The sequence below is a fragment of the Sphingomonas sp. S-NIH.Pt15_0812 genome, assembly GCF_003951315.1.
Classification (GTDB): Bacteria; Pseudomonadota; Alphaproteobacteria; order Sphingomonadales; family Sphingomonadaceae; genus Sphingomonas.
Window position 1 is genome coordinate 68787 of the sequence record NZ_QLJH01000011.1, and the last position, 15332, is coordinate 84118.

The window sequence follows — 15332 nt, forward strand, 5'->3', positions numbered from 1 at the left end:
AGCTTTCCGGGCGGGGAGGGCGGGGCGCTGCCGTGACGACAGCGCCCGCGATCCTTATTCCGCCGCCTCGGCCAGCCCGTCGTCCTGCGTGTCTTCCATCGTCTTGAGGTCGACATTGAGGCCGAGCGAGCGCATTTCCTTGACCAGCACGTTGAAGCTTTCGGGGATGCCGGCCTCGAACGTGTCGTCGCCCTTGACGATCGCCTCATAGACCTTGGTGCGGCCGACCACGTCGTCGGACTTCACCGTCAGCATCTCCTGCAGCGTGTACGCGGCGCCGTAGGCCTGGAGCGCCCAGACCTCCATCTCGCCGAAGCGCTGGCCGCCGAACTGCGCCTTGCCGCCCAGCGGCTGCTGGGTGACGAGCGAATAGGGGCCGATGGACCGGGCGTGGATCTTGTCGTCGACCAGGTGGTGCAGCTTCAGCATGTAGATGATGCCCACCGTGACCTTGCGGTCGAACTTGTCGCCCGTGCGGCCGTCGAACAGCTCCGACTGGCCCGACAGGTCGAGACCCGCCAGCGCCAGCATGTCGGTGACGTCCTTCTCGACCGCGCCGTCGAACACGGGGGTGCCCATCGGCACGCCGGTGCGGACGTTGTGGACCAGCTCGGCCAGGTCCTCCGGCTCGCGCGACGCGATGTCGTCGGCATAGTGATCGCCATAGACCTCGAGCAGCCGGTTCTTGACCGCGTCGGGCATCTCGCCCGCCTTGGCGTCCGGATTGGCCTCGCGCCACTCCTCGAGCTGCGCCGCGACCTGCATACCCAGGTTGCGGGCCGCCCAGCCGAGATGCGTCTCGAAGATCTGACCGACGTTCATGCGCGACGGCACGCCCAGCGGGTTGAGCACCAGATCGACCGGCGTACCGTCCGCGAGGAAGGGCATGTCCTCCTGCGGCAGGATGCGGCTGATCACGCCCTTGTTGCCGTGACGGCCGGCCATCTTGTCGCCCGGCTGCAGCTTGCGCTTCACCGCGACGAAGACCTTGACCATCTTGAGCACGCCCGGCGGCAGCTCGTCGCCCCGCTCCAGCTTCTCGCGACGGTCGTGGAACTTGTCGGTGATCAGCTTGGCGGCTTCGTCATATTGCTGCTTGACCGCTTCCAGATCGCTCTGGCGCGCATCGTCCTGCACCGCGAATTTCCACCATTCGTGGCGATCGACGCTGTCCAGCATGTCCATGTCGATGACCGAGCCCTTCTTCAGGCCCTTCGGCACGGCGGTCGCGACCTGGTCGAGCAGCATCTCGCGCAGGCGGCTCCAGGTCGCCCGGTTGAGGATGGTGCGCTCGTCGTCCGAGTCCTTCTTCAGGCGCTCGATCTCCTCGCGCTCGATCGCCATCGCGCGCTCGTCCTTGTCGATGCCGTGACGATTGAAGACGCGGACGTCGACGATCGTGCCGGCCACGCCCGGCGGCAGGCGCAGCGAGGTGTCGCGCACGTCCGACGCCTTCTCGCCGAAGATGGCGCGGAGCAGCTTCTCCTCCGGCGTCATCGGGCTCTCGCCCTTCGGCGTGATCTTGCCGACCAGGATGTCGCCCGGCTCCACCTCGGCGCCGACGTACACGATGCCCGCCTCGTCGAGGTTGCGCAGTGCTTCCTCGCCGACGTTCGGGATGTCGCGGGTGATGTCCTCCGGCCCGAGCTTCGTGTCGCGGGCCATCACCTCGAACTCGTCGATATGGATCGACGTGAACACGTCATCCTTCACGATCCGCTCGCTGATGAGGATCGAGTCCTCGTAGTTGTAGCCGTTCCAGGGCATGAACGCGACCAGCGCGTTGCGGCCCAGCGCCAGCTCGCCGAACTCGGTCGACGGGCCGTCGGCGATCACGTCGCCGGCATTGACCACGTCGCCCACCTTCACCAGCGGACGCTGGTTGATGCAGGTCGACTGGTTGGAACGCTGGAACTTCATCAGCGTGTAGATGTCGACGCCCGACTTGCCGGCATCGACCTCGCCGGTCGCCCGGACGACGATGCGCGACGCATCGACCTGGTCGACGATGCCGGCACGCTTGGCCGAGATCGCCGCGCCGGAATCGCGGGCCACCGTCTCTTCCATGCCGGTGCCGACGAACGGCGCCTCGGCACGAACCAGCGGCACCGCCTGGCGCTGCATGTTCGAGCCCATCAGCGCGCGGTTGGCGTCGTCATTCTCCAGGAAGGGGATGAGCGAGGCCGCGACCGAGACCAGCTGCTTGGGGCTGACGTCCATCAGCGTGATCTGGTCGGGCAGCGCCATCAGGAACTCGCCGCCCTGACGAGCCGACACCAGATCCTCGGAGAACGCGCCTTCGTCGGTCAACGCCGCCGAGGCCTGCGCGATCGTGTGCTTGGCCTCTTCCATCGCCGACAGATAGACGACCTCGTTGGTCACCTTGCCGTCGATGATCTTGCGGTAGGGCGTCTCGATGAAGCCGTACTTGTTGACCCGGCTGAACGACGCCAGCGAGTTGATCAGACCGATGTTCGGGCCTTCCGGCGTCTCGATCGGGCAGATACGGCCATAGTGGGTCGGGTGGACGTCGCGGACCTCGAAGCCCGCGCGCTCACGCGTCAGGCCGCCCGGCCCGAGCGCCGAGACGCGACGCTTGTGCGTCACTTCGGAGAGCGGGTTGGTCTGGTCCATGAACTGCGACAGCTGCGACGAACCGAAGAACTCGCGCACCGCGGCGACCGCGGGCTTGGCGTTGATCAGGTCGTTCGGCATCACCGTCGACACATCGACCGACGACATGCGCTCCTTCACGGCGCGCTCCATGCGGAGCAGGCCGACGCGATACTGGTTCTCCAGCAGCTCGCCCACCGAACGCACGCGGCGGTTGCCGAGATTGTCGATGTCGTCGATCTCGCCCTTGCCGTCCTTCAGGTCGACCAGCGTCTTGACGACCGCGAGGATGTCCTCGGTGCGCAGCGTCGTGACCGTGTCCGGGCAATCGAGGTCGAGGCGCATGTTGAGCTTGACGCGACCCACGGCCGACAGGTCGTAGCGATCGGGATCGAAGAACAGACCGGCGAACAACGCCTCGGCCGTCTCCAGCGTCGGCGGCTCGCCGGGGCGCATCACGCGATAGATGTCGGACAGCGCCTGCTCGCGCTCCTCGGCCTTGTCGGCCTTCAGCGTGTTGCGGATCCACGGGCCGGTCGCGACATGGTCGATGTCGAGCAGCTCGATCGTGTCGACGCCCGCCTGGTCCAGCTTCTCGAGATTCTCGGCAGAGATCTCGTCGCCCGCCTCGACATAGATCTCGCCCGTGGTCTCGTTGATGAGGTCATAGGCGGAATAGCGGCCGAAGATCTCCTCGGTCGGGATCAGCAGCTGGGACAGGCCGTCCTTGGCCGCCTTGTTGGCGGCGCGGGGGCTGATCTTCTGGCCGGCCGCGAACACGATCTCGCCCGACGCCGCATCGACGATGTCGAACATCGGCTTGGCGCCGCGCCAGTTCTCGACCTGGAAGGGGATCTTCCAGCCGCCGTCGCCGCGCACGAAGGTGAGGCGGTTGTAGAAATAGTTGAGGATCTCTTCCGAGTTCATCCCCAGCGCATAGAGCAGCGCCGTCACCGGCAGCTTGCGCTTGCGGTCGATACGGACGTTGACGATGTCCTTGGCGTCGAACTCGAAATCGAGCCACGAGCCGCGATAGGGGATGACGCGCGCGGCGAAGAGGTACTTGCCCGAGGCGTGGGTCTTGCCGCGATCATGGTCGAACAGCACGCCGGGCGACCGGTGCATCTGGCTGACGATGACGCGCTCGGTGCCGTTGATGAAGAAGGTGCCGTTCTCCGTCATCAGGGGCATGTCACCCATGTAGACGTCCTGCTCCTTGATATCGATGACCGACTTGGCCTCGGTATCCGGATCGACCTCGAAGGCGGTCAGGCGCAAGGTGACGCGCATCGGCGCGGCATAGGTGATGCCCCGCTGGCGGCATTCCTCGACGTCGAACTTCGGCGGCTCGAGGACATAGTCGTCGAAGTCGAGATAGGCGGTGCCGGCGAAATCCTGGATCGGGAAGACGCTGCGCAGCGTCTTCTCCAGGCCCGACACATGGCCGGTCGCCTTGTCCGAGCGCAGGAACTGCTCGTAGCTCTCGCGCTGCACCTCGATCAGGTTCGGCATCTGCACCACTTCGTGGATGTTGCCGAAAACCTTGCGGATGCGCCGCTTGGCGGTGCCGCCCTTGTGCTCGCGCCGGGCAGAGCCGCCGTCGATCGCCTTGGTTGCCATGTCTCGTTCGTGCCTCGTCAGCCAGAAATCCGGGCGCGGTTGCCTTGGACGGAAAAAAGCCGATCGCATGGGAATGCGTCGGCTTCAGCGTCCAAGAACCAGCAGTTTCCTATTCGTAACGACACGCTGCGCGACGGCATGTCCTATCCCGGAAAGCTGTGGTGAGAGGCGGATATAGGCGGCACGTCCCGGGATGTCAAAGGGGTCGGGAGAATGCGGCCGGTCGCCGTCGCGGCGCGCTTCGTCGCAGCACCGCTTGCGTGGCGGCGGAAAGCGGGGACCGGCGAGGCGATGCGTTTCCGTATCGCCGCCCTTGCCCTTCTGCCGCTGGCCATGCCCCTGGCGGCGCAGGAGGTTCCGCCGACCCGCGACGACGCGATCACCGCGCCGCTGGTCCTGCCGACGACCCCGGCGCCGTCGCCATCTCCCGCGCCAATCCCCAGTCCGGTGCCCACGCCACCGCCACCCGTGGTCAGCTTGCCATCGCCGGTGCGTCCGTCGCCGACCCCCCGCGCCACGGCTGCGGCCGGAGCGGTCGCCCGCCCATCGCTATCGCCGACGCCGACGCCACGTCCAACACCTACCCCGTCAGCCACGCCGGTCGCCCGTCCGACAGAAGTCGCTCCGTCCGCGCCGCTGCCCGAGGTGACGCCGGCCCCTGCGGCATCTCCGACGCCCGCCGTCTCGCCGCCGGCGACCGTTCCGGAAGAGGGGGGCGGGGCATGGTGGCTGGTTCCGCTGCTGCTCGCCCTGGTTGCCGCCGGCTGGGTGATGCTGCGGCGGTCGCGGGCCGATGCCGCGCCGGATGAGCCGGAGGATCGCCTCCCAGCCGAGAGGCCGGCGAAGCCCGCGCCCGTGCCGGCCCCTCCGGCCGCACCCTCGGTCACGCTGCGGCCGCTGCGGATCGGCCTCAACATGCTCACCGCCACCTTCGAGGGCGAGATCCTGCTGTCGAGCGAGGAGGCGATGGAGGATGTCCGGGTCAGCCTGCATCTGATGGCGGCATCGAAGGATGAGGGGCAGGCCATTGCCGCCCTGCACGATGCCCCCATCGGTCGCACGGTGGTGCCGGCCTTCGGCCTCGCGCCCGGCAGTGCCCGTACGGTGCGCGGCATCGGCGTGCTGGCGCGTGAGGCGACCGGCGGGCTGGAGGCGGCGGGGCGCCCCTTGTTCGTGCCGCTGGTCGCGGTGCGGCTCGGCTGGCGCGACGCGGGTGGCGTTCACCACCTGATCCAGGCCTTTGCGGTGGGGGTGGAGCGCGTCGACTCGCCCAAGCTCGCCCCCATCTGGCTCGACCAGCCGGCGCGCAGCTACGAACAGATCGCTGCCCGGCCGCATGGCAGGCCGATGGTTCGCGACGCGGCGATCGTCGGGGAGCGTTAATTCATGATGCCCGTCGCTAGCGTCACGGAACCGTCATCAAACTGTCGCACGATCCCGCGATAGGCGGGGCATGGCCACTACAGCATTGACTGGCGGTGAATCCGAATCCCGGGTTCGCGGTCCGCATCTCGACGCCAGCCTGCATCCGGCGGGCCGTTGGATTTTCGCCGCCCTCGTGATCGGCGGCCTCGCCTATGCGGGGATCAGCATCGTCGACGACACCGCACAGGTCGGCGAGCGCCTGGCGACGGGGGCGCTGCTGTTTCTGGGGCTGGCGCTGGTCATCGCGCTCGGCTTCGAATTCGTGAACGGCTTCCACGACACCGCCAATGCGGTGGCGACCGTGATCTACACGCATGCCATGCCCGCGCCGCTGGCGGTGATCTGGTCCGGCGTCTTCAACTTCCTCGGCGTGCTCGTCTCCTCGGGTGCGGTCGCCTATTCGATCATCACGCTGCTGCCGGTCGATCTGGTGCTGCATGTCGGCAGCGCGGGCGGCTATGCGATGATCTTCGCGCTGCTGCTCGCGGCGGTGGGCTGGAACCTCGCCACCTGGGCAGTCGGGCTGCCCAATTCGTCCAGCCATGCGCTGATCGGCTCGATCCTGGGCGTCGGCGTCGCCAACCAGATGCTGGCGGGCGGCAGCGGCACCGCCGGGCTCGACTGGGAGCAGGTGCGCAAGGTCATGTCGGCGCTGCTGGTCAGTCCGCTGATCGGCTTCGTCGCGGCGTTCATGCTGCTGCTGGTGATGAAGCGGCTCAAGCCCGACCCGGTCCTCTATGCCGAGCCGAAGGGCGACCAGCCGCCGCCCAAAGGCATCCGCGCCCTCCTGATCTTCACCTGCACCGCCGTCAGCTTCGCGCATGGCAATAATGACGGGCAGAAGGGCATGGGCCTGATCATGCTGATCCTGATCGGCTGCGCGCCCACCGCCTATGCGCTCAACCGCACCCTGCCGGCGCAGGAGACGCCGGCCTTCCTCCGCGCCGCCGATGCCGCCGAGCTGGCCTTTCGCCGCCAGGCGCAGGGACTGACGCCCGATCCGGCGGCGGCGCGCGTCGCGCTGACCGATGCGCTGCGCCTGCGGCACATCGAGGGGGCGCGCACCTTCGCGGCGCTCGCCTCGCTGTCGGACGATGTCAGCCAGCGGATCGCCGCGCACGGGTCGCTGGGCAGGGTGCCGGCGGCGGAGACGCCGAACCTGCGCAACGACATGTATCTGGTGCTCGACGCCTCGATCCTGGCCAAGCAATCGGCGCGGACGCGCGCGGTCATGACCGCCGCCGAGCTGGATGCGGTCGATGCCTATGACAAGAAGCTGCAGGACGGCACGCGCTACATCCCCGGCTGGGTCAAGGTCGCGGTGGCGCTGGCGCTGGGCCTGGGCACCATGGTCGGCTGGCGTCGGATCGTCGTCACGGTCGGCGAGCGGATCGGCAAGACCCACCTGACCTATGGCATGGGCGCGGCGGCGGAGCTGGTCGCGGCCTCCACCATCCTGCTGGCGGTCAAGTTCGGCATGCCGGTGTCGACCACGCATATCCTGTCGTCGGGCGTCGCGGGCGCATCGGTCGCGAACGGCGCAGGGTTGCAGGCGCGGACGGTGCGCAACATGGTGCTGGCCTGGGTGCTGACGCTGCCGGCGGCGATGCTGCTGTCGGGCACGCTCTACTGGGCGCTGCTCGGCCTGGCCCGCACCCTCGGCCTGTAAGCGACTGGACGGCCGATTTTTCATATGCGGCAGTAGCCCTGTCCGTCTCTTTCCTTTGTGCGGCGATCGTGGAAGAAGGGTGCCATCGCCATGCAACAGAATGACAGCCCGCTCGCGACCGATCAGGTCCGCACGATCAACGACCTCGCCCGGCTGGCGGGCGTCTCCGCCGGCACCGTCTCGCGGGCGCTGGCGGGCAAGTCCGTCGTCAACGACGAGACGCGCCGCCGGATCGAGGAACTGGCGGCGCAGCACCAGTTCCGCCCCAACCAGATGGCGCGGCGCCTGCGCACGCAGCAGACGGGGCTGATCGGCGTCGTCGTGCCCCTGGGGCATGAGCGTCGCCAGCATCTGTCCGACCCCTTCTTCATGAGCCTGCTCGGCCCTTTGGCGGATGCGCTGACCGAGCGCGGCTATGACCTGATGCTGTCGCGCGTCATCCCCGATGCGGACGACTGGCTGGAGCGGATCGTCACCTCCGGGATGCTCGACGGCGTGCTGGTGATCGGCCAGTCCGACCAGTTCGAGACGATCGAGCGCGTCGCCGCGCGCTATCGCCCGCTGGTGGTGTGGGGCAGCACCCTGCCGGGACAGCGCCACTGCGCGGTCGGCGTCGACAATTTCGAGGGCGGGCGACTGGTCGGCGAGCGGCTGATCGCGCGCGGGTGCCGGCGGCTTGCCTTTCTGGGCGAGATCCGATCGCTGGAGATTTTCGAGCGGCATCGCGGACTGTGCGCGGCGGCGGCGGCGGCGGGGCTGGACGCACCGCTGCAACTCGACACGCATCTCGCATCGGACGGCATGGCGGGCGAGATCGCCGCGCATCTCGACCGGATCGAGGGTCAGGTGGACGGCATCGCCGCCGCGTCGGACCTGATCGCGATGCGCGCGGTGCGCGACCTGACCGACCGGGGCCTGCGCGTGCCCGACGACATGGCGATCACCGGCTTCGACGACCTGCCCTTCGCCGAATATATGATCCCGCGCATCACCACCGTGCGGCAGGATCTGGCGACCGGCGCCAAGGCGATGGTCGAGGCCTTGTTCGCGCGGATCGACGGCAGCGAGGCCCCGTCGGTGGAGATGCGACCGGTGCTGGTGGAGCGGGATACGGCCTGACGGGCTACATTTGTTCCGTTTTGTTGGACAAAGCAGGTACGAAGCCCTAGCCGCGCGACATGGCGGCCTCCCTGTTCCTTCTGCTCGCGGTGATCCTGGCCTTTACCGGTGGCGACGGACCATGGGTCCTTGGCGCCACGGTGGTGCTGGCGGCGGCGGCGGGCACGCGGTTGCCCGATCTGGATACACCCTTGCGGTTGGGGCATCGCAGCGCGCTGATCCACAGCGTCCTGCCGGCCTTGGTCGCGATGCTCGACGTCCGCACCTGGCCGGTCGCGGCGGGGCTGGGGCTTGGTATCGGTCTGCATCTGGCTGCCGACCTGTTTCCGGGCAGTATGCGCGGCTATGCGACGATCAAGCTGCCGCTGGGGGGATCGATCGGCGTATGGCCGTCCTATCTCTGGATCGCGGCCCATGCGGCGGGCAATCTGATCGGCGGCACCCTGTTGCTGGAACGGATCGCCGATCGGCCGGTGGCCGTCGGCGCGCTGGCCGCGAGCGGCGTGGTCGGCCTGGCCTATCTGGTGCGGGCGCAGGGCGGATTGTGCGCGCTGGCGCTACTGGGTACGATCGGCTGGTTCCTCCACCGATAGCGACGCGGCCGGACGGGGATCAGCCCGCCACGCGCCGGATCACCGCCTCGACCTGTTCGGGCGTCAGCGGATCGGTATCGACCGAGTCATGGATGCCGATCCCCTCGATCAGCGCATCGATCGCGCGGGCCGTCAGGGGATCGAAATGCCGCTCGAGCGCGGCCCGGCTCCGCGCCATCCAGCCGCGCATGATCGCCGCGATCTCCGGGTGCCGCGCAGCATAGGCATAGAGTTCGTAACTGAGCAGCAGGGTCTGCGGCGTCGACCAGAGATTGCCGGCGATGACGTCGACCGTCGCCGTGATCGCTTCCTCGCGCGTCGTCGCCTGTTCCAGCCGCGCCAGTACGCCGTCCGAACTCGCTTCCGCCACCTGCTCGAAGGCCAGGCGGATCAGTTCGTCCAGTCCGGTGAAGTGATAGGTGAGCGAGCCGAGCGGTACGTCGGCGACGGCGGCGATGCGGCGATGGGTGGTGCCGGCCACGCCCTCCGCCTCGATCACCGCGATCGTCGCATCGATGATCCGGCGACGGCGATCGGGATCGACGCGGCGGCGGGGCGGCGAGCTGGTCATGACGGCGGAGAAATCCCGGTTGCACGATGTGTACAAATGTACATAACGATGTTCAGCATAGCGCAGCATGGCGATCGGGCCATCCGGGAAAGGGATTTATGGACGCGATGACCAGGCGGGGCATGATCGGCGGCACGCTGGCCACGGGCGCGCTGATGGGACTGGAAGGCACGGCCAAGGCGGCGGCCGGGGGGCCCTGGTCGCAGGGCGTGTGGCTGAACCGCCCGGCCCGGACGAGCATCACCGGCGATGCGCTGGCGATCGTCACGGACAAGGGCACCGATTTCTGGCGCGAGACCCATTACGGCTTCACCCGGGATTCCGGCCATTTCCTCGGCTTCGAGACGGGCGACGCCTTCACCGCCCAGCTGCGCATCCGCGGCGCGTACCAGAAGCTCTACGATCAGGCCGGCATCATGGTGCGGCTCGACGAGCGGCGCTGGGTCAAGGCGGGGATCGAACTGTCCGATGGTCGGGCGATGCTGAGCAGCGTGCTGACCGACGGCCGGTCGGACTGGGCGACCGGCCCCTATGAGGGCGACGCCCGTGATTTCTGGATGCGCGCGACGGTGGCGAAGGGCGTGCTGCGGCTCCAGGTGTCGGCGGACGGCCGGCACTGGCCGCTGGTGCGGCTCTGCCCGTTCCCCGTCGCCACGCGATACCGCGTCGGCCCGATGGCCTGCACGCCGGAGCGTGCGGGCCTGGCGGTGCGGTTCAGCGACTGGTCGTTGACGCCGCCGCTGGGCAAGGACCTGCATGATCTGAGCTGACCGACACGATCGTCGCCGTCTCCCCCGCCAGCGCCAGCCGGAACCAGGGCGCGACGGTGCCACCGAAATGCGCGCGGCGGATGGCGGCGGTATCGGGCGCGCGGCCATCCAGGCCCCAGAAGTCGGCGAAGCTGATCACGTCCAGCTCGCCCGTCACCCACCAGCAATAGGCCTGGAACGGTTCGGCGGGCGGATTGCCGGCGACCAGCCCGCTGCCGTTGAGCGGCCGCCACGGCCCCGCCATCGAGTTCGCGACCATGCCATAGAGGCCGGTCGGCGCGCCTAGGCCCGGGGCGAAGCGCTTCGCCTGGGTCGACCAGAACAGATAGTAGAGGCCGTCCCGGACGATGATATGCGGGCGTTCCAACTCGCTGTTGACTTCAATCGCCTCCACCAGGGGGCGCTGGAGGTGCCACGCGCCATCGTCCCGTCGCGCCACGCCGATGACGCCGTCGATCCGCGCGTCGGTCCAGCCGGCCGAGCCGACGAACAGCAGATACTCGCGATCGTCGGCCGGATCGCGGAAATAGCCCGGATCGCGAAAGCCCTTGATCCCGTGGGCGGGGGCCTCCGCCTCGTTGGCGACGACATAATCCCTGCCATCTGCGAAGACCGATTCCACCGGCGTAGTCCAATCGCTCAGACGGCCCTCGGCGAACACGCCTTGCGCCTCGAACAGGCGCTGCTCGAACCGGGGGCCGCCCTCGCGCCGTCCGGAGGCGGTGAAATAGAGGGTGAGGGTGCGATCGTCCGCTGCCAGCACCGCCGATCCCGACCACTCGCGGCTGCCGGGCGAGAAGCCGTCCGGAAAGGCATCGCCATGGTCGCGCCAGCCATCCGCGCCCAGGCTGGTCAGGCGGATGCGCGCCAGGTCATGTCGGTCGTCCGGATCGTCGCATTGGGGCGCGTCGAGGAAGAACCACCAGCTTCGCCCGTCGATACAGGCGGTGCGACCATCGGCATAGCCGATCGGCCACATGTCCCAGACGTCGCGGCCGGGCAGTACCGGAACCAGGTCGCCGATGCGGATGACGGGCAGGGCGGCGGCCGGCTGATCGGCGGCCAGCGCGGCAGAGGCGGCAGACCAATGGGTGGGCGATGAAGACATGCGGCATCCAATGACGAAGAAGGGAAAAGGGGGAGGGGCCGGCCGGCGGTCAGGGCGTCGCGCCGAGCGGCAATCCTTGCGCGTTGCGGGTGCGGACCGACCAGACGGCGGCGGCCGCCGCGAACATCAGCACGCCGCACAGGCTCAGCACGTTGCGTGGATCGCCATCGAGCAGGGGCTGGTAGATGAAGGGCAGGGTGGCCGCGAGCAGCAGCATGGGGATGACGATCATCATGTTGAAGATGCCCATGTACACGCCGGTCCGCTCCGGCGGGATCGACCCGGCGAGGATGACATAGGGATTGCCCATGATGCTCGCCCAGCCCAGGCCGATGCCGATCGCGGGCAGGAACAGCATCGCCTTGTCAGTGACATGCGGCAGCCAGAGCATCCCCGCGCCGGCGACGACCAGGCACAGCGCATGGAGCGTCGCCGCGCCCAGCCGCCGGGCGAGCGGGACCATCGCGAAGGCGGCGACGAAGGCGACGCCATTGTAGAAGGCGGCCATCTCGCCATTGGTCAGCACGGCGGAGTGGAAGCCGGACGAGGTCGGCACGTCGGTGCCATAGACCGAACGGCCGATGGCATAGATGACATAGGCCCAATAGGCCGCCATCGCATACCATTGGAACAGGCTCATCAGCGCCAGCTTGCGCATCGCCAGCGGCATGTCGCGGATCGCGCGGCCGATCTCCGCCACCGCCGGTCCCAGGCCCTTGGGCTGCGCGGCGATATGCGCTCGCTCGGCCGTCGTCAGCGGCAGCTCGGGCACGCGCCGGATCGACCAGAGGATCGTGCAGAAGCTCAGCACCGCACCGGCCATGAAGGTGGCGCGCGCGGTATAGGGGATGTTGTGCGCGTCGACCCAATCCTGGTTCATCCCGAACAGCACGAGCAGGGAGGGCGTCAGGAAGGCGAGCATCTGCGCCAGCCCGGTAAAGGCGGATTGGGTAAGGAAGCCGATCTGGTGCTGGTCCTCGTTCAGCCGGTCGGAGACATAGGCGCGATACGGCTCCATGGTGATGTTGTTGCCGGCGTCGAGGATCCACAGCATCGACACCGCCATCAGCAGCGAACTGCTCAGCGGCATGAAGAACAGGCCGATCGCGCACAGCACCGCGCCGAACAGGAAATAGGGCGTGCGCCGCCCCCAGCGGCTGTCGGTCCGATCGCTCAGCGCGCCGATCAGCGGCTGGACGAGCAGCCCGGTGATCGGCCCGGCGAGTTGCAGCACCGGCAACGACGCCTCGGACGCGCCGAGATAGCTGTAGATCGGGGCCATGTTGCCCTGTTGCAGGCCGAAGGAGAATTGCAGCCCCAGGAACCCCAGGTTCATCTCCAGGATGCGGGGTAGCGACAGACGGGGTTTTGCGGCGGGGGCGTGCATCCGATCATCCTCTCGGCCGCTTGTCGGCGGCTCTGGCGGCATCATGGCGGCAGTTGGACCAACTTGCAACAATCGATTGCAGGAACGGTACGGGCAGGGTGTGGTGCACGGCCGGCTTCCCGCCGTGCGGATCAGCGTGTACCGGACGGCAACGACCGGCAAGGGGGAGCATGATGGCGGGATCAGGCATTTTCAGGCGCAAGGCGATCGCGCTGCCAGAGGCGAAGCAGCAACTGGCGCGGACCTTGTCCTGGCCGCATCTGGTGGCGCTGGGCGTCGGTGCGATCGTCGGCACGGGCATATTGACGCTGATCGGCGTCGGGGCGGACCGCGCCGGACCGGCGGTGATCCTGTCCTTCGCCATCGCCGGCGCTATCTGCGCCTGCGCCGCGCTCGCCTATGCGGAGATGGCGACGATGATGCCCGTGTCGGGCAGCGCCTATACCTATAGCTATGCGGTGCTGGGCGAGGTGATCGCCTGGGTCGTGGGATGGAGCCTGCTGGCGGAATATACGCTGGTCGTCGCCACCGTCGCGGTCGGCTGGTCGGGCTATGCCAACGGCTTCCTGTTGGGCCTGGGCGTGCATCTGCCCGATGCGATGACCCATGGGCCGGCGCTGGTCGACGGCCGTATCGCGCAATGGGGCGTCAACGTGCCCGCCCTGGTCATCGTCGCCCTGGTCGCCGGGCTGCTGACGCTCGGCACGCGCGAGAGCGCCACGATCAACGCGGTGCTGGTGGTGGTGAAGATGATCGCGCTGGCCGTGTTCGTCGTCGTCGCCTTGCCCTATTTCGATACCGCCAACCTCAAGCCCTTCTCGCCCTTCGGCTTTGCCAAGGCGATGTCGCCGGATGGCGTCGAGCGCGGCGTGATGGCGGCGGCGGCGATCATCTTCTTCGCCTTTTACGGCTTCGACGCGATCTCGACGGCGGCCGAAGAGGCCAAGGATCCCGGCCGCGACCTGGCGATCGGCATCGTCGGTTCGATGGTGGTCTGCATCGTCATCTATATGGTCGTTGCGATCGCGGCGGTCGGGGCCGTACCCTTCACCCGCTTCGGCGCCAGCCCCGAGCCGCTGGCGCTGATCCTGCGCGAACTGCGCCGCCCGGGCGTCGCCGCCTTCCTGGCCGGGTCGGCGGTGATCGCGCTGCCGACCGTGATCCTCGCCTTCCTCTACGGGCAGAGCCGCATCTTCTTCGTCATGGCGCGGGATCGGCTGCTGCCGGAGGGGCTGGCGCAGGTGTCGCGGCGCGGTACGCCGGTGCGGATCACCATCTTCACCGCCCTGCTGGTGATGGTGTTCGCGGGCTTCCTGCCGATCGATGCCATCGCCGCGCTCGCCAATGCCGGGACGCTGACCGCCTTCGTCGCGGTGGCGGTGTGCATGTTGGTGATGCGCCGCCGCGCGCCCGACATGGCGCGGCCGTTCCGCACCCCCGCCGCCTGGGTCGTCGGCGCGGGCGCGATCCTGGGCTGCCTCTATCTGTTCGTCAGCCTGCCGACGCGGACGCAGCTCTGGTTCCTGGGCTGGAACCTGGTCGGGCTGGCGGTCTATTTTTTCTACGCGCGTCGGCGCGTCGCATGAGCGGCTGGACGATCGGCCTGTTGGGCGGCTCCGGCCTGTACCAGATCGACGGGCTGGAGGAGGCGCGCTGGCAGCAGGTGGAGACCCCCTGGGGCGAGCCGTCCGACGCGATCCTGACCGGGCGGATCGGCCATGTCCGCGTCGCCTTCCTGCCGCGCCATGGTCGCGGCCATCGCATCGCGCCGGGCGAGATCAATGCGCGTGCCAATATCGATGCGCTGAAGCGACTGGGCGTCACCGACCTGCTCGCCATCTCCTCGGTCGGATCGCTGCGCGAGGACCGCGCGCCGGGCAGCTTCACGATCGTCGACCAGTTCATCGACCGTACCCGGGGGCGGGCGGAAAGCTTCTTCGGCACGGGCCTGGTCGCGCATGTGTCGATGGCCGATCCGGTCTGCCCGCGCCTTTCGGCGCTGGCGGCGGACGCGGTGCGGGCAGCGGGCGGGACGGTGACGCGCGGCGGGACCTATCTGGCGATGGAGGGGCCCGCCTTCTCGACCCGCGCCGAAAGCCGGCTCTATCGCCAATGGGGCGCGGACGTGATCGGCATGACCGCCATGCCCGAGGCCAAGCTCGCCCGCGAGGCGGAGCTGCCCTATGCGCTGATCGCGATGGTCACCGATTACGACGCCTGGCGCGAGGAAGCGGCGGCGGTCGATGTCGCGCAGGTGCTGGCGCAGGTCGGCGCGAATACGGCGCTGGCGCGGGAGACGCTGCGCCGCCTGTTGCTGGCGCTGCCGGAGGAGCGACCGGGCTCGCCCATCGATACCGGGCTGGATCAGGCGATCATCACGCCGCCGCACGCGCGGGCGCCGGCGATGATCGCGAGGCTGGATGCGGTGGCGGGGCGGGCCGTCCGCTGAACCCGATC

The 15332-nt window shown here is 68.5% G+C and carries 11 protein-coding genes; 7 read left to right on the forward strand and 4 right to left on the reverse strand.

The features are described 5' to 3' along the window. Window positions 1-54: 54 nt before the first annotated feature. Window positions 55-4233: a DNA-directed RNA polymerase subunit beta gene (gene rpoB, locus BRX43_RS09330; protein ID WP_125994584.1), complete on the reverse strand. Its 4179-nt coding sequence runs from the start codon at window positions 4231-4233 to the stop codon at window positions 55-57. A gap of 213 nt (window positions 4234-4446) precedes the next feature. On the opposite strand from rpoB, the gene BRX43_RS09335 reads away from it, so the two are divergent. The 4 genes from BRX43_RS09335 to BRX43_RS09350 all read left to right on the forward strand — a co-directional run bounded on the left by BRX43_RS09335 (window position 4447) and on the right by BRX43_RS09350 (window position 9039). Continuing rightward, window positions 4447-5616, forward strand: coding sequence for a hypothetical protein (locus tag BRX43_RS09335; protein WP_125994585.1), 1170 nt, complete (start codon window positions 4447-4449; stop codon window positions 5614-5616). A gap of 70 nt (window positions 5617-5686) precedes the next feature. Then, window positions 5687-7327 carry an inorganic phosphate transporter gene (locus tag BRX43_RS09340; protein WP_125994586.1) on the forward strand — a complete coding sequence of 547 codons (1641 nt, stop codon included), beginning with the start codon at window positions 5687-5689 and terminating at the stop codon, window positions 7325-7327. A 90-nt stretch (window positions 7328-7417) separates the two neighbouring features. Further along, entirely contained in the window at window positions 7418-8446 is a 1029-nt protein-coding gene (locus BRX43_RS09345) for a LacI family DNA-binding transcriptional regulator (RefSeq protein ID WP_125994587.1), read from the forward strand. A gap of 59 nt (window positions 8447-8505) precedes the next feature. Continuing rightward, a complete protein-coding gene (locus BRX43_RS09350; RefSeq protein ID WP_125994588.1) occupies window positions 8506-9039 on the forward strand; it encodes a hypothetical protein in 534 nt (177 codons plus the stop codon). A gap of 19 nt (window positions 9040-9058) precedes the next feature. Here BRX43_RS09350 and BRX43_RS09355 read toward each other — a convergent pair whose 3' ends face one another. After that, on the reverse strand, window positions 9059-9610 hold the full coding sequence (locus BRX43_RS09355) for a TetR family transcriptional regulator (protein ID WP_125994589.1): 552 nt from the start codon (window positions 9608-9610) through the stop codon (window positions 9059-9061). A 107-nt stretch (window positions 9611-9717) separates the two neighbouring features. Here BRX43_RS09355 and BRX43_RS09360 point away from each other — a divergent pair, with 107 nt between their 5' ends. Beyond that, entirely contained in the window at window positions 9718-10380 is a 663-nt protein-coding gene (locus BRX43_RS09360; RefSeq protein ID WP_206433173.1) for a DUF1349 domain-containing protein, read from the forward strand. Here the strand turns inward: BRX43_RS09360 and BRX43_RS09365 are convergent. Further along, the gene (locus BRX43_RS09365; protein ID WP_125994591.1) at window positions 10325-11488 is read right to left on the reverse strand and encodes a glycoside hydrolase family 68 protein; all 1164 of its coding nucleotides are present in this window, start codon (window positions 11486-11488) and stop codon (window positions 10325-10327) included. The genes BRX43_RS09360 and BRX43_RS09365 overlap by 56 nt on opposite strands. Window positions 11489-11537: 49 nt before the next feature. Further along, window positions 11538-12875 carry an MFS transporter gene (locus BRX43_RS09370; RefSeq protein ID WP_241214875.1) on the reverse strand — a complete coding sequence of 446 codons (1338 nt, stop codon included), beginning with the start codon at window positions 12873-12875 and terminating at the stop codon, window positions 11538-11540. 173 nt (window positions 12876-13048) lie between these two features. On the opposite strand from BRX43_RS09370, the gene BRX43_RS09375 reads away from it, so the two are divergent. After that, window positions 13049-14461, forward strand: coding sequence for an amino acid permease (locus tag BRX43_RS09375; RefSeq protein ID WP_125994641.1), 1413 nt, complete (start codon window positions 13049-13051; stop codon window positions 14459-14461). After that, window positions 14458-15324 (forward strand): S-methyl-5'-thioadenosine phosphorylase, encoded by an 867-nt coding sequence (mtnP, locus tag BRX43_RS09380; RefSeq protein WP_125994592.1) that lies wholly within the window; start codon window positions 14458-14460, stop codon window positions 15322-15324. Before BRX43_RS09375 ends, mtnP begins: the two co-directional genes overlap by 4 nt. Window positions 15325-15332 lie beyond the last annotated feature (8 nt).

Excerpts from the sequence above, each read along its gene's own strand:
- rpoB (WP_125994584.1), bottom strand. The coding sequence starts at position 4,233 with ATGGCAACCAAGGCGATCGACGGCGGCTCTGCCCGGCGCGAGCACAAG.
- BRX43_RS09335 (WP_125994585.1), top strand. The coding sequence starts at position 4,447 with ATGCGGCCGGTCGCCGTCGCGGCGCGCTTCGTCGCAGCACCGCTTGCG.
- BRX43_RS09340 (WP_125994586.1), top strand. The coding sequence starts at position 5,687 with ATGGCCACTACAGCATTGACTGGCGGTGAATCCGAATCCCGGGTTCGC.
- BRX43_RS09345 (WP_125994587.1), top strand. The coding sequence starts at position 7,418 with ATGCAACAGAATGACAGCCCGCTCGCGACCGATCAGGTCCGCACGATC.
- BRX43_RS09350 (WP_125994588.1), top strand. The coding sequence starts at position 8,506 with ATGGCGGCCTCCCTGTTCCTTCTGCTCGCGGTGATCCTGGCCTTTACC.
- BRX43_RS09355 (WP_125994589.1), bottom strand. The coding sequence starts at position 9,610 with ATGACCAGCTCGCCGCCCCGCCGCCGCGTCGATCCCGATCGCCGTCGC.
- BRX43_RS09360 (WP_206433173.1), top strand. The coding sequence starts at position 9,718 with ATGACCAGGCGGGGCATGATCGGCGGCACGCTGGCCACGGGCGCGCTG.
- BRX43_RS09365 (WP_125994591.1), bottom strand. The coding sequence starts at position 11,488 with ATGTCTTCATCGCCCACCCATTGGTCTGCCGCCTCTGCCGCGCTGGCC.
- BRX43_RS09370 (WP_241214875.1), bottom strand. The coding sequence starts at position 12,875 with ATGCACGCCCCCGCCGCAAAACCCCGTCTGTCGCTACCCCGCATCCTG.
- BRX43_RS09375 (WP_125994641.1), top strand. The coding sequence starts at position 13,049 with ATGGCGGGATCAGGCATTTTCAGGCGCAAGGCGATCGCGCTGCCAGAG.
- mtnP (WP_125994592.1), top strand. The coding sequence starts at position 14,458 with ATGAGCGGCTGGACGATCGGCCTGTTGGGCGGCTCCGGCCTGTACCAG.